Below are 19,591 nucleotides of genomic sequence, written 5' to 3' on the forward strand. Positions count from 1 at the left end.
GACGTCCCTTTCGATCCCCTGGTTCACGAGGGCGTAACGGCCACCGGCACGAATGGATAACGGCCAGTCGAAACCCCGTTCCCAGGAGGGTCTACGCGCGTTAATGTGCGCCGAACTGAGCACCCGGTCGCGGGGCTTTGGAGAAGATGGGGAACTTCAAGATGCGTCGGATTTCCAAACTGACCCGCGTCGCGGTGGGGGTCGCGTCGCTGGCGCTCGCCGCCACGGCCTGTGGTGGCACCAGCAGCGAGAGCAGCAGCAACGGCGGCGAGACCAGCAAGGGCGAAAAGGGCCTCGCGATCGCGTACGACATCGGCGGCAAGGGCGACCAGTCCTTCAACGACGCCGCGTACGCGGGCCTGGAGAAGGCTCAGAAGGAGTTCGGTTACCAGACCGAGGACATCGAGCCCACCGAGGGCGAGACGGACGCCGACAAGCAGCAGCGTCTGGAGTCCCTGGCCAAGCAGGGCTACAACCCGGTCATCGGTGTCGGCTTCGCCTACGGCCCGGCCATGGAGGCCGCCGCCAAGCAGTACCCGGACACCACCTTCGGCATCGTCGACTCGGTCGTCGAGGGCGACAACGTCGCGTCCCTCGTCTTCGCCGAGCAGGAGGCCTCGTACCTCGCCGGTGTCGCGGCCGCCAAGGCCACCAAGACGAACACCGTGGGCTTCATCGGCGGTGTGGACATCCCGCTGATCCACAAGTTCGAGGCCGGCTACAAGCAGGGCGTCGAGGACACCAGCGGCGGCAAGGTCAAGGTCGTCTCGCAGTACCTGACCCAGACGGCCGAGGAGGGCGGCTTCTCCAGCCCCGACAAGGGCAAGGCCGCCGCCGAGGGCCAGATCGAGAAGGACGCGGACGTCCTCTACCAGGCCGCCGGCCTCTCCGGCCAGGGTGTCATCGAGGCCGCCGCCAAGGCCAAGGTCTGGGCGATCGGCGTCGACTCCGACCAGTACAACCAGGAGGCCCTGGCCCCCTACAAGGAGTACATCCTCACCTCCGCCCTCAAGGACGTCGGCGGCGCGGTCTACGCCCTCGCCAAGTCCGTCGAGGACGGCAAGCCGCTCGACGGTGTCCAGACCTTCGACCTGAAGGTCGACGGCGTGGGCCTCGCCGACTCCAACCCGAAGATGGCCGAGATCGCCGGCCTCTCGGACGCGGTCGCCAAGGCCAAGGAGGAAATCATCGACGGCACGATCAAGGTGAAGACCGAGTAACGGTCACGCCTCCGAGAGCGTCCTGACAGCGGGCGGGTGTACATGTACACCCGCCCGCTTCACGTTCCAGCGCCGGACGAGCCCCACGCCGCCAAGGGGCGCGGGGAACGGCGCGACCAGCCACGACGCACGGACGATCGCGACCCGACCGAACCACCCCCCACCTGGCGCCCCCAACCGCCGGACGACCCTTGCAACACGGCCCCATAACAACGTGGTCCACCAGGCTTCACCCGGAGGGTCTACGCGCGTTACTCTGCGACGAAAGCCATACCAGGCGCCGATGCCGGGCAGCACTACTGTCCAGTACCCTCCGGCGCTGTACGACAGGAGCACCACAAATGCGCCGGGTTTCCCGCCTCGCGGTCGCAGGCGCAGCGACCGCCTCCCTCACCCTCGCCCTCTCCGCCTGCGGCGGTACGTCGACGGACGCCTCGTCCTCGGCCGACTCCAAGGGCGACAAGGGCCTCGCCATCGCGTACGACGTCGGCGGCAAGGGCGACCAGTCCTTCAACGACGCCGCGTACGCGGGCCTGGAGAAGGCGAAGAAGGAGTTCGGGTACCAGACGCAGGACATCGAGCCCACCGAGGGCGAGACGGACGCCGACAAGGAGCAGCGCCTGGTCTCCCTGGCGAAGCAGGGCTACAACCCGGTCGTCGGTGTCGGCTACGCCTACGCGACGGCCGTGAAGGCCGCCGCCGAGCAGTACCCGGACACCACCTTCGGCATCGTGGACGACTCCACGGTGCAGCTGGACAACGTCGCGGACCTGGTCTTCTCCGAGGAGCAGGCCTCGTACCTCGCAGGCGTCGCGGCGGCGAAGGCCACCAGGACCAACACGGTCGGCTTCGTCGGCGGCGTGGACATCCCGCTGATCCACAAGTTCCAGGCGGGCTTCGCGCAGGGCGTCAAGGACACCAACCCCAAGGCCACGGTGCTCACCCAGTACCTCACCCAGACGGCCGAGGAGGGCGGCTTCTCCAGCCCCGACAAGGGCAAGACGGCCGCCGAGGGCCAGATCGAGAAGAAGGCCGACGTCGTGTACGCGGCGGCCGGTCTGTCGGGCCAGGGAGTGATCGAGGCCGCCGCCGCGAACAAGATCTGGGCGATCGGCGTCGACTCCGACCAGTACCGGCAGGAAGCCCTCGCGACGTACAAGAACTCCATCCTGACCTCGGCCACGAAGGACGTCGCCAAGGCGGTGTACAACCTGGCGAAGTCGGTCGAGGACGGCAAGCCCGGGACCGGTATCGTCAGGGGCGATCTGAAGACCGGCGAGGTCGGCCTCGCCGACTCCAACCCGAAGTTCAAGAGCGACACCGAGCTCCAGGAGGCCATCGCCACGGCCAAGGAGAAGATCATCAGCGGCGAGATCAAGGTCAAGACCAGCTGATCCAGGTCGCGACCGACCCACCCAGCCACAGCACGAGCAGCCGGGCGACCGAGGGGTGGTCTCGGACACCACCGAGGCCCTCCCGAAGTCTCCGGTAACCGCGGGGTTACGTCCGCTCAACGGGGCACGGGGAGTATCGCTCCCTGTACCCCGTTGTCCCGGTGCGTCGCCGCCCAATTTCGATGCCGTAGGGGCGCTACGCGCGTAGACGACCCCCCTTTCTCAGGAGAGTGCGCCATCAACGCGTCCAGCAGCCCTCCGGCCGACGCGGCGGTCAACGACTCGGTGACCGCCGTCGAACTCGCCGGGATCACCAAGCGATTCCCCGGCGTCGTGGCCAACCACGACATCCACCTGACCGTCCGCAAGGGCACCGTCCACGCCCTCGTCGGGGAGAACGGCGCCGGCAAGTCGACCCTGATGAAGATCCTCTACGGCATGCAGAAGCCGGACGAGGGCACCATCGCGGTCGACGGCGAACAGGTCTCGTTCTCCTCCCCGGCCGACGCCATCGTGCGCGGCATCGGCATGGTGCACCAGCACTTCATGCTCGCCGACAACCTCACGGTCCTGGAGAACGTGGTCCTCGGCAGCGAGAAGCTCCACGGCATCGGCGCCAAGGCCCGCCGCAAGATCAAGGAGATCTCCGAGCGGTACGGCTTCGGGGTCCGCCCCGACGTCCTGGTCGAGGAACTGGGCGTCGCCGAGCGCCAGCGCGTGGAGATCCTCAAGGTCCTCTACCGGGGCGCCCGCACCCTCATCCTGGACGAGCCGACCGCCGTCCTGGTGCCCCAGGAGGTCGACTCCCTCTTCGCCAACCTGCGCGAACTCAAGGCGCAGGGCCTCGCGGTCATCTTCATCTCGCACAAGCTGGGCGAGGTGCTCTCCGTCGCCGACGAGATCACCGTCATCCGGCGCGGCACGACCGTCGGTACGGCCGTCCCCGCCGAGACCACTCCGCGCCAGCTCGCCGAGCTGATGGTCGGCAGCGAACTGCCCACCCCCGAGACGGCCGAGTCCACGGTCACCGACCGTCCCGTCCTCACCGTCAAGGACCTCCGTCTGGAGGCCGTCGGCGGCAAGGCACTGCTCGACGACATCAGCTTCACCATCCACGCGGGCGAGGTCCTGGGCCTGGCCGGCGTCGAGGGCAACGGCCAGACCGAGCTGGTCGACGCCCTCATCGGCCTGAAGCACGCCGACTCCGGCACGATCTCGCTCGCCGACGAGGAGATCACCACCTGGGCCACCCGCAAGCGCCGCGAGCAGGGCGTCGGCTACATCCCCGAGGACCGCCACCGGCACGGTCTGCTCCTGGAGGCCCCCCTCTGGGAGAACCGTATCCTCGGCCATGTGACCGAGCGGCCCAACGCCAAGGGCGTCTGGCTCGACCCGAAGGCCGCCCAGGAGGACACCCGCCGGATCGTAGCCGAGTACGACGTCCGCACCCCCGGCATCGACGTCACCGCCGCCTCCCTCTCCGGCGGCAACCAGCAGAAGCTGATCGTCGGCCGCGAGATGAGCCACAAGCCGCGCTTCCTGATCGCCGCCCACCCCACCCGTGGTGTGGACGTCGGCGCGCAGGCCCAGATCTGGGACCAGATCCGCGAGGCCCGCCGCGAGGGCCTGGCCGTGCTGCTGATCTCGGCCGACCTGGACGAGCTGATCGGCCTGTCCGACACCCTCCGGGTGATCTACAACGGCAAGCTGGTCGCCGACGCCGACCCGGCCACCATCACCCCCGAGGAGCTGGGCTCGGCCATGACCGGTGCCGCCACCGGCCACCTCGAACACGAAGAGACCCCCGAGACCTCGGCGGACGAGTCCGCGTCCGGGTCCGAGGAAGACGAGGCCCGCTGATGAAGAAGTTCGACAAGGAGCGCGTGCTCCTCGCGGTGGCCGGACCGGTCCTCGCGCTCGCCGTGGCCTTCGCGCTGACCGCGATCGTGCTGCTGGCCTCCGGCAAGAACCCGGTCGAGCCGTTCGCGATCATGTTCGAGCAGGCCACGTTCTCCGACATCCAGGTCCGGATCATCAACCAGGCCTCGCTGTACTACATCGCGGCCCTCGCGGTGGCCATCGGCTTCCGGATGAACCTGTTCAACATCGGTGTCGACGGCCAGTACCTCCTCGGCGCCATGATCACCGCGATCGTCGGCGCCCACATGGACCTGCCGGCCGCCCTCCAGATCCCGCTGCTGATGCTCACCGCGATCTGCACCGGCGCGTTCTGGGCCTCCATCGTCGGTGTCCTCAAGGTCACCCGCGGCGTCAGCGAGGTCGTCTCCTCGATCATGCTGAACGCGATCGCGACCTCCGTCATCGGCTACCTCTGGCTGCCGAACGTCTTCGGCGTCAAGGTCGGCAACAACAACACCACCGGCGAGATGGCCGAGTCGGGCTGGGTGCCCGGCATCGACATGGGCAAGGCCGGCGAGATCTACGGCCTGGTCCTCCTCGCCGTCCTCCTCGGCGTCGGCTACTGGGTCGTCATCAACCGCACCCGCTTCGGCTTCGACCTGCGGGCCTCCGGCGCCTCGGAGTCGGCCGCCGCGGCCAGCGGTGTCGACCCCAAGCGCATGGTCCTCACCGCCATGCTGATCTCCGGCGGTGTCGCGGGCCTCGCGGGCCTGCCGATCCTGCTCGGCGACACCCACACCTACAGCCTCAACTTCCCCACCGGTATCGGCTTCCTCGGTATCGGCATCGCTCTCCTCGGCCGGAACAGCCCCGTCGGCATCGCCTTCGCCGCCCTGCTGTGGGCCTGGCTCGACAAGGCCTCCCCGGAGCTGGACTTCCACGGCTACGACAAGGAGATCGCGGTCATCATGCAGGGCCTGATCGTGCTCTCGGTCGTCGTCTCCTACGAGACCGTCCGCGAGTGGGGCCTGCGCCGGCAGCAGCGCCGGGTCGGCGCCGAACTCGCCGCCGGGAACGTCCTCGGCGCGGACGCCTCCGACAACAACAACGTCAAGAAGGAGGTGTCGGGCCGATGACCACGAGCACCACCGCGACCGACCTCAACCAGCCCTCGCTGGAGCCGACCGCCCCGACCGGGCGCAAGATGTCGCTGCCCGTGCTGCTGCTGGTCATCGCCGGCGTCCTGGCACTCACCTCGATCGTCCGCATCATCACCGGCGCCGACGGCATCACCAACGTCAGCCAGATGTCCACCGCGCTGGAGCTGGCCGTCCCGATCGGCCTGGCCGGTCTCGGCGGTCTGTGGGCCGAGCGCGCGGGCGTCGTCAACATCGGCCTCGAAGGCATGATGATCCTCGGCACCTGGTTCGGTGCCTGGGCCGGCTTCCAGTACGGCCCGTGGACCGGCGTCCTGGTCGGCATCGCCGGCGGCGCGATCGGCGGCCTGCTGCACGCCTTCGTCACCGTCACCTTCAACGTCAACCACATCGTCTCCGGTGTGGCCATCAACATCCTCGCCCTCGGCGCCACCCGCTACCTGGCCCCCCTCGCCTTCGAGGGCCACCAGGGCGGTTCGGCCAAGCAGTCCCCGCCGGTCGAGTCCATCGGCGACTTCACCATCCCCGGACTGTCGGACGCGCTGACGGAACTCAACTCCAAGGGCTGGTTCTTCATCTCGGACCTCGCCGGGCTGCTCGGCGGTCTGGTCACCAACGTCTCGTGGCTGACCCTCGTCGCCGTCGCACTGATCCCCGCCACCTGGTGGATCCTGTGGCGCTCCGCCTTCGGCCTGCGCCTGCGCTCCTGCGGTGAGAACCCCATCGCCGCCGAGTCCCTCGGCGTCAACGTCTACAAGTACAAGTACCTCGCCGTGATCATCTCCGGCGGTCTGGCCGGCCTCGGCGGAGCCTTCCTCTCCATCGTCGCCAACCCCTTCTACCTGGAGGGCCAGACCAGCGGCCGCGGCTTCATCGGTCTCGCGGCGATGATCTTCGGCAACTGGATGCCGGGCGGCCTCGCCCTCGGCGCCGGCCTCTTCGGCTACACCGACAGCCTCAACCTGCGCGGCGGCTCCGAGAACGTCCACGCCCTGCTGCTCCTCGGTGCCCTCCTGCTGATCATCGGCGCGATCTGGCAGGCCGTGCGCAAGAAGTACGTCCCGGCCGCGATCACCTTCGTCATCGGCGCCCTGGTCTACGCCTGGTACGCGACCACCAACGAGGTCCCGAACCAGGTCGTCGCCGCCACGCCGTACGTCATCACCCTGATCGTCCTCGCGCTCTCCGCACAACGGCTGCGGATGCCGAAGGCGGACGGACTGCCGTACCGCAAGGGCCAGGGCAAGTGACCGCCGGCGCACCGGCCGAGGCCGACTGGGACGAGCTGCGCGCCCTCGCGCGGGACGCCATGTCCCACGCGTACGCCCCGTACTCGGGCTACCCGGTGGGCGTGGCCGCCCGCGTCGACGACGGCCGCACGGTCTCCGGCTGCAACGTCGAGAACGCCTCGTACGGCCTCGGTCTGTGCGCCGAGTGCGGACTGGTCTCGGAGCTGCAGCGCACCGGCGGCGGCCGGCTGACGCACTTCACCTGCGTCGACGGCAAGGGCGAGATCCTCGTGCCCTGCGGCCGCTGCCGACAACTGCTGTACGAGTTCGGCGGGCCCGGCCTGCTGCTGGAGACCCCGGCGGGAATCCTGCCCCTCTCGGAGATGCTGCCCCAGGCCTTCGGCCCTGGCCATCTCACCAAGTAAGTCCCGTGCGGCCCCTCCTGACGAACGGTCGGAGGGGCCGCGCACTTTCGCAGATCTTTGGAAGGACAGCCATGGCCATGGACGCCATCTCAGTCATCCGCGCCAAGCGGGACCGCGGCGAGCTCAGCGACGAGCAGATCGACTGGGTCATCGACGCGTACACCCGCGGCGAGGTCGCCGACTACCAGATGGCCGCCCTCAACATGGCGATCCTCCTCAACGGCATGGACCGCCGCGAGATCGCCCGCTGGACGGCCGCGATGATCGCCTCCGGCGAGCGCATGGACTTCTCGTCCCTGTCCCGCCCCACCGCCGACAAGCACTCCACGGGCGGCGTCGGCGACAAGATCACCCTGCCCCTGGCACCGCTGGTGGCGGCCTGCGGCGCGGCGGTACCGCAGCTCTCCGGCCGGGGCCTCGGCCACACCGGCGGCACCCTGGACAAGCTGGAGTCCATCCCCGGCTGGCGCGCCCTGCTCTCCAACGAGGAGATGCTGAACGTCCTGGACGAGGTCGGCGCGGTCATCTGCGCGGCGGGCGACGGCCTGGCCCCGGCGGACAAGAAGCTCTACGCGCTCCGCGACGTCACGGGCACGGTCGAGGCCATCCCGCTGATCGCCTCCTCGATCATGTCGAAGAAGATCGCCGAGGGCACGGGCTCCCTGGTCCTGGACGTGAAGGTGGGCACGGGAGCCTTCATGAAGACCATCGAGGACGCGCGGGAACTGGCGTCGACGATGGTCGGCCTCGGTACCGACAACGGCGTGAAGACCGTCGCCCTCCTGACGGACATGTCGACCCCCCTCGGTCTCACCGCCGGCAACGCCCTCGAGGTCCGCGAATCGGTCGAGGTCCTGGCGGGCGGCGGCCCGGCGGACGTCGTCGAGCTGACCGTCGCCCTGGCCCGCGAGATGCTCGACGCGGCCGGGGTGAAGGACGCCGACCCGGCGAAGGCCCTGGCCGACGGCTCGGCGATGGACGCCTGGCGCCGCATGATCGCCGCCCAGGGCGGCGACCCGGACGCCCCGCTGCCGACCTCGCGCGAGCAGCACGTGGTCACGGCGACCGCCTCCGGGGTCCTGACCCGCCTGGACGCGTACGACATCGGCATCGCCGCCTGGCGCCTCGGCGCCGGACGCGCCCGCAAGGAGGACCCGGTCCAGGCCGCCGCCGGCGTCGAGCTGCACGCCAAGCCCGGCGACACGGTCACCGAGGGCCAGCCCCTGCTGACGCTGCACACCGACACGCCCGAGCGCTTCGACTACGCCCTGGAGGCCGTGCGGGGGTCGTACGACATCGCGGCCCCCGGCACCGCGTACTCCCCGGCCCCGATCGTGCTGGACCGCATCGCCTGACACGGTCGAGCCCGGCGGACCCGGGCAGGTCACGGCGGGTGTGGTCGCCTCCGCGATGAGTTCCGGGACGCTCCCCGGTCTACCGATCGTGGACGCGACGACACCCGCCGTACTCGTGCTGCCAGGCCCCGTCACCCGGGACGAGACGCCTCGGCTCTGTGCCGAGGTACACGCGCGACTGGCAGAGACCGGGGGCGGGACCGTGGTGTGCGACGTCGCCGGTGTCGGACCGCCGGGCCTCGCCGTGGTCGACGTACTGGCGCGGATGCAGCTCACCGCCCGCCGGGCCGGGGGCCGCATACGGCTGCGGGACCCCGACCCGGCGCTGCGCGCGCTACTGGGCCTGGTCGGGCTTGCCTTCGAGGTGGAGCGGCAGGCCGAAGAGGGGGAACCAGCGGGCGGTGTCGAGGAAGCAGTGGAATCCGGCGATCCGGCCCTCTGATATCTCCAGCGCCTGCACCGCCCACGCGCTGAAGCCGCCCTTCTCCGGGTCCGGCTTGTACTGCGCGAAGCCCGGCAGCCCGTTGACCGCGACCGGCACGAGGTGCGATCCGGCGCAGGGCGCGCCGAGCGTGGTCATGAAGCCGGTGATGTCGCCGGTGCCGGTCAGCCACAGGTCGAACGGCGGCATCGTCATGACCGCGTCCTCGTGCAGCAGGGCCGTCAGCGCCGCCATGTCGTACCCCTCGAAGGCGGCCACATAGCGCTCCAGCAGCTTCTGCTGCTCGTCGTCGAGCGGGTCGGAGACATCGGCCGGCGCGACCTTCCCGTCGCCCTCGGCGAGGGTCGCGCGGGCCCGCTGGAGAGCGCTGTTCACCGAGGCGACGGACGTGTCCAGCAGCTCGGCGACCTCGCTGGCCTTCCACGCCAGCACCTCGCGCAGGATGAGCACCGCCCGCTGCTTGGACGGCAGCTTCTGCAGCGCCGCTACGAACGCCAGCCGCACGGACTCCTTGGCCACGGCGGCCTCCGCCGGATCGTCGGTGGTCGGCAGCACCCGGGCGTCCGGCACCGGCTCCAGCCAGGTGTTGTCGGGGCGGGGGGAGAGGGCGGCCTGCGCGAGCGGCGTGGAGTCGGTGAGATCCATGGGCCGGGCCCGCTTGTTCCCCGCGGTCAGCATGTCGAGACAGACGTTCGTGGCGATCCGGTAGAGCCAGGACCGCAGGGAGGACCGCCCCTCGAACTTCTCGTAACTCCGCCAGGCCCTGATCATCGTGTCCTGCACGGCGTCCTCGGCCTCGAAGGACGACCCCAGCATCCGATAGCAGTACCCGGTCAGCTCGACCCGGTGCTTCTCCAGCCGGACGTCCAGTTCCGCCGTCGCCGTACCGTCGCTCATGGCCCAACCCACCCCTGTGGCTCACTCCGTCGCACGCACCCTTGCGCACCACCTCGGAAGCTACCGCAGCCCACTGACAATGGCCTGGCGTAGGAGCGAAGGCACAGGTCAGGGGGCTGCGGGTCGTCCGCGGGCCGGTGGGGGCCGGTCGCGCAGTTCCCCGCGCCCCTGAAGGGGCCTTCGGCCCTTCATCGAAAAGCACGGGGCGCAGCCTGCTTTCAGGGGCGCGGGAACTGCGCGAGAACCCCACCGACCCGCGCTGACCCACCCGCGCGGGCGCGAAAGGGGGCGAAGGGGCGCAGCCCCTTCTGGATGGGACGGGTAGGGGCGGCGGGGGCGAAAACCTCAGTGAACCGGCACCGGCACCGGCCCCCGCCGAGCCGCACGCGACCCCACCACAGTGATCCCCACAACCCCACCACAGCCAGCAGCCCCAGCGAAACCGTCCCGCCCCAGCCGCCCGCATGGAAGGCCACCGCCCCAGCGTGCTGCCCGCGCTGGAACCCACGTAGTACGCCGACTGGTACAGCGCCGACGCCTGAGCCCGCCCCTCCTTCGCCGTGTGGCTCACCGCCGACGACGCGGCGGCGTGCCCGGCGAAGAACCCGGCGGTGATCAGGACGAGTCCGAGCAGGACCAGCGGGAGCGAGTCGGACAGCGACACCAGCAGACCGGCGGTCGTCGTACCGCCCGCCAGATACAGCGTGCCCCGGCGCCCCAGCCTGCCCACCAGCTTCCCGGCGGTCGACGCCGACACCGTGCCCACCAGATACACCAGGAAGATCGACCCGATGACCCCCTGCGGCAGGGAGAACGGCGCGTCGGTCAGCCGGTAGCCGATCACCGTGTACACCGCCCCGAAGACGGTCATGAACAGAGCGCCGATCGCGTACAGCCGACGCAGGAGCGGGTTGGCGAGGTGCGCCCGGACCGTACGGCCCAAGACCGCGGGCCGCAGCGACCCGGCCACGAAGTGCCTCGGCGCGGGCAGCAGCAGCCGGAAGGCCACCGCGCAGCCGACCGCGACCACCCCGAGCACGCCCAGCGCGACCCGCCAGCCCCACTCCTGGGCGACCCACCCGGTGACGACCCGCCCGCTCATGCCGCCGACGCTGTTGCCGGCGACGAAGAGACCGATCGCGGTGATGAGCGCCTTGGGCCGCACCTCCTCGGCGAGGTAGGCGGTGGCCGAGGCCGGCACCCCGGCCAGCGCGGCACCCTGCACGGCCCGCAGCACCACCAGCGCCCCCAACGAGGGCGCGAAGGGGATCAGCAGCCCGACCGTCACCGCGACCGCCAGTGACGCGGTCATCAACGTCCGCCGCCCGAACCGCTCCGACAGCGCGCTCATCGGCAGCACGAACAGCGCCAGCGCACCCGTCGCCGCCGACACCGTCCAACTGGCCGCGCTCGCCGTCGTTCCGAAACCGTCGGAGATCAACGGCAGCAGCGCCTGCGTGGAGTAGAGGAGGGCGAAGGTCGCGACACCCGCGAGGAACAGCGCGAGGCTCATCCGCCGGTAGCCGGGCCCGCCCGGGGCCACACGGGAATCGATGGGGGTGATGACTGATCCGGCGCCCACGCTGGTGGGCGCCTCGGTACTCGCGGAAGGCATGCCTCGAAACTACGTACGCCGCCATTCATCCGTCCAATGCATGGAACGGTCATAATCGTTCCTGTGAAGCATCAGCAGAGGTCAGGGTCGCGGCTGTCACCGTCCGGTGACACAGAAGACATCGAGCACACCGGGCACGGCGACCAGGGCGGGGACATCGAGGAGATCGTCCTGCGGCTCGCCCCCCGCCTCGCCTACTTCGCCGGGGTCGCCCGCACCGAGCACGTCACCCGGGCCGCGCGCGAGATGCGGGTCCCGCAGTCGACGCTGTCGCGGGCGATGGTCCGCCTGGAACAGGACCTCGGCGTCGACCTGTTCGCCCGCCGGGGGCGCACGGTCTCCCTCACCCACGCCGGCCGCACCTTCCACACCTCCGTCGAGCGCGCCCTCACCGAGATCGAACGCGCCGCCGACGAGGTCCGCGCCGACGCCGACCCCGCCACCGGCAAGGTCGCCTTCGGCTTCCTGCACACCATGGGCGCCGAGACCGTCCCCGGCCTCCTCCATGCCTTCCGCGCCGAGCACCCCCGCGTCCGCTTCAGCCTCGTCCAGAACTACGGCGAGGCCATGCTGGAGCGCCTGCGCGCGGGCGAACTCGACCTCTGCCTCACCTCGCCCGTCCCGGATGCCCCCGACCTGGTGGCCCGCCGCCTCGACGAACAGAAGCTCCGCCTCGTCGTCCCCGCCGACCACCGCCTCGCCGCCCGCAAACGCGTCCGCCTCGCCGAGGCCGCCGACGAAACCTTCGTCACCCTCGAACCCGGCTACGGCATGCGCCGCATCACCGACGACCTCTGCAAGGAGGCCGGCTTCAAACCCCGTATCGCCTTCGAGGGCGAGGAGGCGGAGACCCTACGGGGCCTGGTGGCGGCGGGCCTGGGCGTGGCCCTCCTGCCCCCACCCGCCGTCCCACGACCGGGCGTCGTCGAACTGACGGTCACCGCCCCGCGGGCGGCCCGCGAAATCGGCGTCGCCTGGCTCGACGGCCACCCGGACACACCCCCGGTAGCGGCCTTCAAGAAGTTCCTGCTGTCGAGAAGGGGCAACCTGTTGGGCAGCTGAGCCGCAGCCGCGCCCCTCAGGGGCGCGGGGCTGTGTCGAACGTGCGGCTCCGCCGCGTGGGCGCGAGAAGCCCCACCGAACCCGCGGTCGCGCAACGAACCTCAGACACCCCTCTGCGAGCGAGCCCCCCCGAAGCCGGAGGCAAGCGGCATACGCAACCCCAACGGCGGCGGCGCCGCGAGCGCGTCCTCCACGGGCCGCGCGAACGCCCGCCCGAACAACACCCCCATCACGAAATCCGCGGCCAACGCGTGCACCTCGTCCCGGTACTGCGTCAACCCGTGCCGATCCGCGTGCACCTCGAACCGGCAGATGTCGGGGTTCGTCTTCTTCGCCCGCGCCGCGTACCGGAACGACAACTCGGGATCCACCCGCTCGTCGTTCGTCCCGTGCACGATCAGCACCCGCCGCCCGGCCAGCTGTTTCACCGGTTCGGGCGGCGCCGCCACATCCTCCTCGGGCAACCAGGGAGCGATGGCCAGCACGGAGTTGACGGCCTCGTGCCCGCCCGCGTGCAGCGCGGCCCGCGCCCCCATGTGGAGCCCGGCGAGACACACCGGGACGTCTCCGTAACGCCGGACGACCTCGTCCGCGGCCCACTCGGCGTCCCGCGCAAGCCGCGCCTGAGAGCCGTTCCACCCTCGGTAGCGGTAGTGCACGACATGCGTGGCCAGCCCCTCCGTACGGCCCGCGCGGGCGAGCCGGCGGCCGAGGGCGCGCACGGACGCCGTGGCCATCATGGGGGAGGGTCTGCGGGTGGATGCCTCGTCGCCGGCCGGGAGCAGCAGGACGACCCCGCTGACCGTGCTCGGCTCCGGGCCGATCGTCCGCCCAAGTCGGGGCGTACGTACCGGCATTGCTTGCTGCGCCATGGCAGAACAGTGTCAGAAGAGATGGTGTACGCCACCCGTCCTGAGGGTCACCGTTGGGTATCGACGGAACCGCCCGACAGGCGCTCTACGCGCGTAGGAGATATCGTACGAAAATGACGAACCAGACCGACCCGACCGGTAACACCCCGGACTCGGACCAGATCCGCCGGGCGCCCAAGGTTCTGCTGCACGACCACCTCGACGGCGGCCTGCGCCCCGGAACCGTCGTCGAACTCGCCCGCGACAGCGGGTACTCCCAACTCCCCGAGACCGACGCCGACCGGCTCGGCCTCTGGTTCCGCGAGGCCGCCGACTCCGGCTCGCTGGAGCGGTACCTGGAGACCTTCTCCCACACCGTCGCCGTCATGCAGACCCGCGACGCCCTCTTCCGCGTCGCCGCCGAGTGCGCCGAGGACCTCGCCGCCGACGGCGTCGTCTACGCCGAGATCCGCTACGCCCCGGAGCAACACCTCGAAGGCGGCCTCGCCCTCGAAGAGGTCGTCGAGGCCGTCAACGAGGGCTTTCGGGAAGGCGAGCGGCGGGCCAGGGCCGACGGCCACCGCATCCGCGTAGGCGCCCTGCTCACCGCCATGCGGCACGCGGCCCGCGCCCTGGAGATCGCCGAACTCGCCAACCGCTACCGCGACCTGGGGGTCGTCGGCTTCGACATCGCGGGCGCCGAGGCCGGCTACCCGCCCACCCGCCACCTCGACGCCTTCGAGTACCTCAAGCGCGAGAACAACCACTTCACGATCCACGCCGGTGAAGCCTTCGGACTGCCCTCCATCTGGCAGGCCCTGCAGTGGTGCGGCGCCGACCGGCTCGGCCACGGCGTCCGCATCATCGACGACATCCAGGTCCACCAGGACGGCTCCGTGAAGCTCGGCCGCCTCGCCTCCTACGTCCGCGACAAGCGCATCCCGTTGGAGCTGTGCCCCAGCTCCAACCTCCAGACCGGCGCGGCCCGTTCGTATGCCGAGCACCCCATCGGGCTGCTGCGGCGACTGCACTTCCGGGCCACCGTGAACACCGACAACCGGCTGATGTCCCACACCAGCATGAGCCGCGAATTCGAGCACCTTGTCGACGCTTTCGGCTACACGCTCGACGACATGCAGTGGTTCTCGGTCAATGCTATGAAGTCAGCATTCATTCCTTTCGATGAACGACTGGCCATGATCAATGACGTGATCAAGCCCGGATATGCCGAGTTGAAATCCGAATGGCTGTTCCGTCAGACGGTCTCCACCAGCGGTTCTGAGGGCGAACAGGGCTGACCGGCGGCATCGGGAAGCGGTCGCGCCGACGGCGACGCGGCCGCTTTTCGATGTTTGCCTCCGGCGGGACTTTGGTGTTTACGTTTCGGCACCGCTCTCCACCCGTCACACGCATTCCAAGGACGCATTCAACATGAAGCAGTCTGCTGCCAAGACCCTCGGTGTCGCCGTCGTCGGTGCCGCCATCGCCGCCGCGGGCGCGGGCGCCGCGAACGCCGCACCGGGTGCCCCCGACGCCTCCCAGGCCCTGGGCACCGTCACCCAGGCACTGCCCGTGGAGAACGTCTCGAAGGTGCTGCCGACCGCCTCCGGCGCCCTCGCCCAGGGTCAGAGCGCGCTCGGCAGCCGGCCTCGAAGCCGCCCAGCCCGCCGCCACCAACGTCCTCGCCGAGGGCCCACCGCCCCGTCGCCGGACTGCTCGGCGGCCTCCCCGTCGGCAAGACCCTCCCCGCCAAGGGTCTCGGCGTCAACGGCCTGCCCCTCGGCGGCGGCCCCGCCGCCTGAGGCACCTCGCGACACCTGTACGGGGCGCACCCTTCGCAGGGGGCGCCCCGTCGGTGCGTGCGCCGGGAGGCCGCCGGTCGTCGTCGGTCGCCGGTCCCCGGTCGTGGTCGGCCGCCGGTCCGGCGAGCGTCACCAGGCCGCGCGGGCCTTGCCCTCCGAGGGGAACAGAATCCAGAGGGCTATGTACAGCAGGAACTGCGGGCCCGGAAGCAGACACGACACCAGGAAGATCACGCGCATCGTGGTCGCGGAGGTGCCGAAGCGCCGTGCCAGCGCGGCGCACACTCCGCCGATCATCCGGCCTTCGGTGGGGCGGGCAAGGCGGCTCATGAGGGCTCCTTCGTCAGCGTAGGACGTCGACCGGAGGCCGACGGTGGGACGGGACCTCGAAGCGGCCCGCTCTCTTTTCCACACCTTCGACACTACGGTGACGAACCGGACGAAGCGTCCCTCTACGGGGCCATCCCCACCCTGGGAATCGTCGGGGTCCGACCCTGAGACAGCTCCTCGGGGAGCAACCGGGCCGCCCCCACCCGCGTCTTCGCCCTCCGCCGCAACGCCGACCTGAGCGCCGGTACGACCGCGACATGGGCGAGGCCCACGCCGACCGAGTTCAGCAGGATCGAGTCGATATCCACGACCTGACCGGGCACCCCGGTCTGCAACAGCTCGATGGCCAGCGACAGCAGCGCCCCGGCCGCGACCGACCGGGCCAGCGAGGCGAGCGGCGACACGGCGAGCCTGCCGTGCAGCATCGGCAGCAGGACGCCCAGCGGGGCGAGCAGCGCCAGCCCCTCGCCGATGCGGTGGGCGGCCTCCGGCCAGCCGAGCGCCAGATCCGCTCTGATCCCCGCGAACGGCCGCAGATTCGCCGGACTCATCCAGGTGACGTCCAGCGGGCGCAGCGTGATCCAGGCAACGACCACGAGATGTACGGCGAGGAGGACACCCCCCGCCACACGGACACGGACCCCGGCGCTACGGCCGTTCGTACCTTGAGGCTGCACGCCCCCCAAGACGCGGCCCCCGGCACGATCGGTTGCACCTTCTTTTTTTGGGCTCGGTTCGCCTCCGGGGCGCAGAAGCCTGTGTCGAGACGGCGATCGTGCTCGGCCCTCCTTCGTCGGGCGCTGCGCGCGATCACCGTCTCGACACAGGCGCGCCCCTTCGGCTCACTCGCCGACCCCTGTTGCAGTGGGCCTGCCAAGGGGCCGTCGGTGGGATAGGCGCTCGCTCGTGAACCCGTGACCGTGGGCGTCCGTCAGGACCCGTCGATCTCCTCGGAAGGCGGGTTGCCCTCTCCCGGGGCCGACTGGGTCTCCTGGGTGCACTCGTAGCGGCGTAGGGAGGCCGCGCCGGTGCTGCCCAGGACGACCGAGCCGTTGTCGCCGGCGGCGGCGGAGTCGGCGAAGGTGCAGACGATCTGGGCGAGGGCGTACTTCGGGAGGGAGTCGGGGGCGGTGGACAGGCGGAGGGTGTCCTCGGGGTCGCCCGGGGCGGGGCCCGACACCGTGAGGCCGGGGGACGGCCGTGCTGTAGCCGACCTCGTCCTCGACGTCGCTGGGGTCGCCGGCCAGGGCGTCCAGCAGGCCCTGGGCGACGACGACCCGCCGCTGCGCATCCTCGGTGCCCTCGGCGACCTGCACCGAGCGGTTGACACGGACGAGCGCCCCCGAGCAGAGCAGGAACACCTCGACCGGTATCTCGGACGGGGTGGCCTGGGTCGCGATGTCCGACACCGACAGCTCGCACGGCACCATCGAAGGCGCCGGCCCGAAGTCCGTCGGCACCTGCGTGGCCCGGATGCCGCAGCCGGTGAGCAGGCCGGCGAGCGCCCCGGTTGCCGCCAGGAGCCGTACGCCGTGCACGGTTCGTATCGTCACTGGCCGTCCCCCTCGGTGCCCGCCGGGCCGCTGTCGCCCTGATCGCCGTCCAGCTCGTCCCGTTCCTGCGCGACCAGGGAGGCCGCGTCGCGGGGCAGGCGCAGGGTGAAGACCGCGCCGCCCTTGGGGGAGTTGGCGGCGGTGATCTCGCCGCCGTGGATGTGGGCGTTCTCCAGGGCGATGGACAGGCCGAGGCCGCTGCCCTCGGAGCGCGGGCGGGAGGCGCTCGCCTTGTAGAAGCGGTCGAAGACGTGCGGGAGGACGTCCTCGGGGATGCCGGGCCCGTGGTCCTGGACCTCGATGAACAGGTTCTCGCCCTCCGTGCGCACCGACACGCGCACCGGGGAGCCGCCGTGCTTGAGCGCGTTGCCGATCAGGTTCGCCAGGATCACGTCCAGGCGGCGCGGGTCCAGGTTGATGATGATGCCGCGCTCGGCGTCCAGTTCCACCGCGTCCAGCCAGGCGCGGGCGTCGATGCAGGCGGTGATCTGGTCGGCGATGTCCACGTCGTCCAGGACGAGCCGGGCCGTCCCCGCGTCGAAGCGGGTGACCTCCATCAGGTTCTCGACCAGGTCGTTCAGGCGCCGGGTCTCGCTGACGACGAGCCGTACCGCCGGTTCGATCATGGGGTCGAGGCTGCCGGTGTCGGCGTCCAGCTCCTCCTCCAGCACCTCCGTGACGGCGGTGATCGCCGTCAGCGGCGTACGGAGTTCGTGGGACATGTCGGCGACGAAGCGGCGGGAGGCCTCCTCACGGGCGCTCATGTCGTCCACCTTCTTCTCCAGGGACTCCGCCGCGAGGTTGAACGTCCGGGAGAGGTCGGCCAGTTCGTCCGTGCCGGAGACCCGCAGCCGGGTGTCGAGCTTGCCCTCGCCGAGGCGCCGGGCAGCCACCCCGAGGCGCTGCACCGGCTTCAGGACCGTGGTCGCGGCGGCCTGCGCGAGCAGCGCCGAGCCGATCAGCGACAGACCCGTGGCGATACCGAGGGACCAGGCGAGGGAGTTGAGGTCCTTCGCCTCCTCCGCGAGGGACTTGCGCATGTAGCCGGTCGGCCCGCCGCCGATCATCTTCGCGCCGCCCACCAGATAGGGGGTGTCGCCGTCGATGACCCGCTGCCAGTACACGTGGTACGCGTGCTTGTTGCCCGAGGTCAGCTTCTGCCGCTTGTTGACGGCCTTCTGCAGGGACGCGGGCACGTCCTCCAGCGAGAAACCGGTGAGCGCGTTGTCGGTGGAGGAGCCGGAGACCGTCTCGCCGTCGGCGCCCTGGGCGATCAGCAGCACGCTGGAGCGCTCGCCGCCGTCCGCCATCTTCCGGGCCGCGACGCGCAGTTGGTCCTGCGTCGGGTTCGGGCGCAGCGTGCTCACATGGCTCTGCATCTCACGCTCGAAGTCGTTGAGCGCCGCGTCCTGCGCGCGGGTCTGGACGGCCTCGCGGTTGAGCCAGTAGGCGATACCGGACGCCGACACGGCGGCCGTGAGGGCCACCAGGCCGAAGACGACCACCAGGCGCAGCCGCAGACTGGTGAAACGGATCCGGGACTGCACTGTCCTGCGAACCGCGGCCCAGCCGCGGATCCCCCCTCGGGCCTTCGTCACTGAGGCGTGTCCAACCGGTAGCCCACGCCGCGCACGGTACGGATCAGGGTCGGCGACGACGGTACGTCCTCGACCTTGGCGCGCAGCCGCTGTACACACGCGTCCACCAGGCGGGAGTCGCCCAGGTAGTCGTGCTCCCACACCAGACGCAGCAACTGCTGCCGGGACAGGGCCTGTCCGGGGCGGCGGCTCAGCTCCAGGAGCAGCCGCAGCTCGGTGGGCGTCAGCTGGAGGTCCTCGCCGTTCTTCGTCACGGTCATCGCCGCGCGGTCGATCACGAGGGAGCCGAAGGTCGCGGCGTCGTTGGCCTCGCGCTCACCGCGCCGCAGCACCGCGCGGATCCGGGCGTCCAGCACCCGCCCCTGCACGGGCTTGACCACGTAGTCGTCCGCGCCCGACTCCAGGCCCACCACGACGTCGATGTCGTCGCTGCGCGCGGTGAGCAGGATGATCGGCAGCTGGTCGGTGCGCCGGATCCGCCGACACACCTCGAAGCCGTCGATGCCGGGCAGCATCACGTCCAAAACGATCAGATCCGGCCGCTGTTCGCGCAGCAGCTTGAGACCATCCTCGCCGGTGGCGGCGGTGGCGACACGGTGCCCCTGGCGCGTCAGTGAGAGCTCCAGGGCCGTGCGGATGGCGTCGTCGTCCTCGATCAGCAACAGGGAAGGCACGGGCTCATTCTGGCCCATGGCATGGCGGCGAATCGACCGTTGGAGCGCTCCCACCCGACACCCGCACACGATCGTGCCGATCGCGTAGCCGTACGACTCTTCTCTGTGATCGACCTGTGCCCCGCCT

The 19,591-nt window shown here is 70.6% G+C and carries 16 protein-coding genes and 3 pseudogenes; 11 read left to right on the plus strand and 8 right to left on the minus strand.

Annotation, left to right across the window (positions count from 1 at the left end):
• Positions 1–161 precede the first annotated feature (161 nt).
• From E4N62_RS31000 to E4N62_RS31035, 8 genes are all read left to right on the plus strand, one after another.
• Complete coding sequence (locus E4N62_RS31000) at positions 162–1,220, plus strand: BMP family protein (protein WP_230219714.1); 1,059 nt, start codon at positions 162–164, stop codon at positions 1,218–1,220.
• A gap of 341 nt (positions 1,221–1,561) precedes the next feature.
• Positions 1,562–2,614, plus strand: coding sequence for a BMP family protein (locus E4N62_RS31005; RefSeq protein ID WP_230219716.1), 1,053 nt, complete (start codon positions 1,562–1,564; stop codon positions 2,612–2,614).
• A 285-nt stretch (positions 2,615–2,899) separates the two neighbouring features.
• A complete protein-coding gene (locus E4N62_RS31010) occupies positions 2,900–4,474 on the plus strand; it encodes an ABC transporter ATP-binding protein (RefSeq protein WP_230219718.1) in 1,575 nt (524 codons plus the stop codon).
• A complete protein-coding gene (locus E4N62_RS31015) occupies positions 4,474–5,610 on the plus strand; it encodes an ABC transporter permease (protein ID WP_230219720.1) in 1,137 nt (378 codons plus the stop codon). The genes E4N62_RS31010 and E4N62_RS31015 overlap by 1 nt, the downstream gene beginning before the upstream one ends.
• Entirely contained in the window at positions 5,607–6,881 is a 1,275-nt protein-coding gene (locus E4N62_RS31020; RefSeq protein ID WP_230219722.1) for an ABC transporter permease, read from the plus strand. The genes E4N62_RS31015 and E4N62_RS31020 overlap by 4 nt, the downstream gene beginning before the upstream one ends.
• Entirely contained in the window at positions 6,878–7,285 is a 408-nt protein-coding gene (locus tag E4N62_RS31025) for a cytidine deaminase (protein ID WP_184904314.1), read from the plus strand. Before E4N62_RS31020 ends, E4N62_RS31025 begins: the two co-directional genes overlap by 4 nt.
• Before the next feature lie 71 nt (positions 7,286–7,356).
• Complete coding sequence (locus E4N62_RS31030; protein ID WP_230219724.1) at positions 7,357–8,640, plus strand: thymidine phosphorylase; 1,284 nt, start codon at positions 7,357–7,359, stop codon at positions 8,638–8,640.
• 55 nt (positions 8,641–8,695) lie between these two features.
• Complete coding sequence (locus E4N62_RS31035; protein ID WP_230219726.1) at positions 8,696–9,082, plus strand: STAS domain-containing protein; 387 nt, start codon at positions 8,696–8,698, stop codon at positions 9,080–9,082.
• On the opposite strand, the gene E4N62_RS31040 is transcribed toward E4N62_RS31035, so the two are convergent.
• Both E4N62_RS31040 and E4N62_RS31045 read right to left on the minus strand, forming a co-directional pair.
• Positions 8,975–9,979 (minus strand): sigma-70 family RNA polymerase sigma factor, encoded by a 1,005-nt coding sequence (locus tag E4N62_RS31040; RefSeq protein WP_215448690.1) that lies wholly within the window; start codon positions 9,977–9,979, stop codon positions 8,975–8,977. The genes E4N62_RS31035 and E4N62_RS31040 overlap by 108 nt on opposite strands.
• Before the next feature lie 345 nt (positions 9,980–10,324).
• Positions 10,325–11,594 (minus strand): annotated as a pseudogene (locus E4N62_RS31045) (MFS transporter).
• Between the two features lie 63 nt (positions 11,595–11,657).
• Between E4N62_RS31045 and E4N62_RS31050 the strand changes: the two are divergent.
• On the plus strand, positions 11,658–12,656 hold the full coding sequence (locus E4N62_RS31050; RefSeq protein WP_230219728.1) for a LysR family transcriptional regulator: 999 nt from the start codon (positions 11,658–11,660) through the stop codon (positions 12,654–12,656).
• Between the two features lie 101 nt (positions 12,657–12,757).
• Here E4N62_RS31050 and E4N62_RS31055 read toward each other — a convergent pair whose 3' ends face one another.
• Positions 12,758–13,528 carry a S9 family peptidase gene (locus E4N62_RS31055; RefSeq protein ID WP_230219730.1) on the minus strand — a complete coding sequence of 257 codons (771 nt, stop codon included), beginning with the start codon at positions 13,526–13,528 and terminating at the stop codon, positions 12,758–12,760.
• Positions 13,529–13,641: 113 nt separating this feature from the next.
• Between E4N62_RS31055 and E4N62_RS31060 the strand changes: the two genes are divergently transcribed.
• Together E4N62_RS31060 and E4N62_RS31065 are read left to right on the plus strand one after the other, a co-directional pair.
• On the plus strand, positions 13,642–14,805 hold the full coding sequence (locus E4N62_RS31060) for an adenosine deaminase (RefSeq protein ID WP_230219732.1): 1,164 nt from the start codon (positions 13,642–13,644) through the stop codon (positions 14,803–14,805).
• A gap of 133 nt (positions 14,806–14,938) precedes the next feature.
• A pseudogene (locus tag E4N62_RS31065) lies at positions 14,939–15,309 on the plus strand (ATP-binding protein).
• A gap of 129 nt (positions 15,310–15,438) precedes the next feature.
• Here E4N62_RS31065 and E4N62_RS31070 read toward each other — a convergent pair.
• The 5 genes and pseudogenes from E4N62_RS31070 to afsQ1 all read right to left on the minus strand — a co-directional run bounded on the left by E4N62_RS31070 (position 15,439) and on the right by afsQ1 (position 19,464).
• Positions 15,439–15,639: a PspC domain-containing protein gene (locus E4N62_RS31070; protein ID WP_086760136.1), complete on the minus strand. Its 201-nt coding sequence runs from the start codon at positions 15,637–15,639 to the stop codon at positions 15,439–15,441.
• Positions 15,640–15,761: 122 nt separating this feature from the next.
• Positions 15,762–16,316: a VanZ family protein gene (locus tag E4N62_RS31075; protein ID WP_230219734.1), complete on the minus strand. Its 555-nt coding sequence runs from the start codon at positions 16,314–16,316 to the stop codon at positions 15,762–15,764.
• 254 nt (positions 16,317–16,570) lie between these two features.
• Positions 16,571–17,192, minus strand: a pseudogene (locus tag E4N62_RS31080) (hypothetical protein).
• Positions 17,189–18,739 carry a HAMP domain-containing sensor histidine kinase gene (locus E4N62_RS31085; RefSeq protein WP_308185869.1) on the minus strand — a complete coding sequence of 517 codons (1,551 nt, stop codon included), beginning with the start codon at positions 18,737–18,739 and terminating at the stop codon, positions 17,189–17,191. Before E4N62_RS31085 ends, E4N62_RS31080 begins: the two are co-directional and overlap by 4 nt.
• 47 nt (positions 18,740–18,786) lie before the next feature.
• Entirely contained in the window at positions 18,787–19,464 is a 678-nt protein-coding gene (gene afsQ1, locus E4N62_RS31090; RefSeq protein WP_013001223.1) for a two-component system response regulator AfsQ1, read from the minus strand.
• Positions 19,465–19,591 lie beyond the last annotated feature (127 nt).

The organism is Streptomyces sp. MNU76 (assembly GCF_020982545.1).
GTDB lineage: Bacteria > Actinomycetota > Actinomycetes > Streptomycetales > Streptomycetaceae > Streptomyces.

Bases quoted from the DNA above. Each gene is read 5' to 3' on its own strand.
- E4N62_RS31000 (WP_230219714.1), top strand. From the start codon at position 162: ATGCGTCGGATTTCCAAACTGACCCGCGTCGCGGTGGGGGTCGCGTCG.
- E4N62_RS31005 (WP_230219716.1), top strand. From the start codon at position 1,562: ATGCGCCGGGTTTCCCGCCTCGCGGTCGCAGGCGCAGCGACCGCCTCC.
- E4N62_RS31015 (WP_230219720.1), top strand. From the start codon at position 4,474: ATGAAGAAGTTCGACAAGGAGCGCGTGCTCCTCGCGGTGGCCGGACCG.
- E4N62_RS31020 (WP_230219722.1), top strand. From the start codon at position 5,607: ATGACCACGAGCACCACCGCGACCGACCTCAACCAGCCCTCGCTGGAG.
- E4N62_RS31030 (WP_230219724.1), top strand. From the start codon at position 7,357: ATGGCCATGGACGCCATCTCAGTCATCCGCGCCAAGCGGGACCGCGGC.
- E4N62_RS31035 (WP_230219726.1), top strand. From the start codon at position 8,696: ATGAGTTCCGGGACGCTCCCCGGTCTACCGATCGTGGACGCGACGACA.
- E4N62_RS31040 (WP_215448690.1), bottom strand. From the start codon at position 9,979: ATGAGCGACGGTACGGCGACGGCGGAACTGGACGTCCGGCTGGAGAAG.
- E4N62_RS31055 (WP_230219730.1), bottom strand. From the start codon at position 13,528: ATGGCGCAGCAAGCAATGCCGGTACGTACGCCCCGACTTGGGCGGACG.
- E4N62_RS31060 (WP_230219732.1), top strand. From the start codon at position 13,642: ATGACGAACCAGACCGACCCGACCGGTAACACCCCGGACTCGGACCAG.
- E4N62_RS31070 (WP_086760136.1), bottom strand. From the start codon at position 15,639: ATGAGCCGCCTTGCCCGCCCCACCGAAGGCCGGATGATCGGCGGAGTG.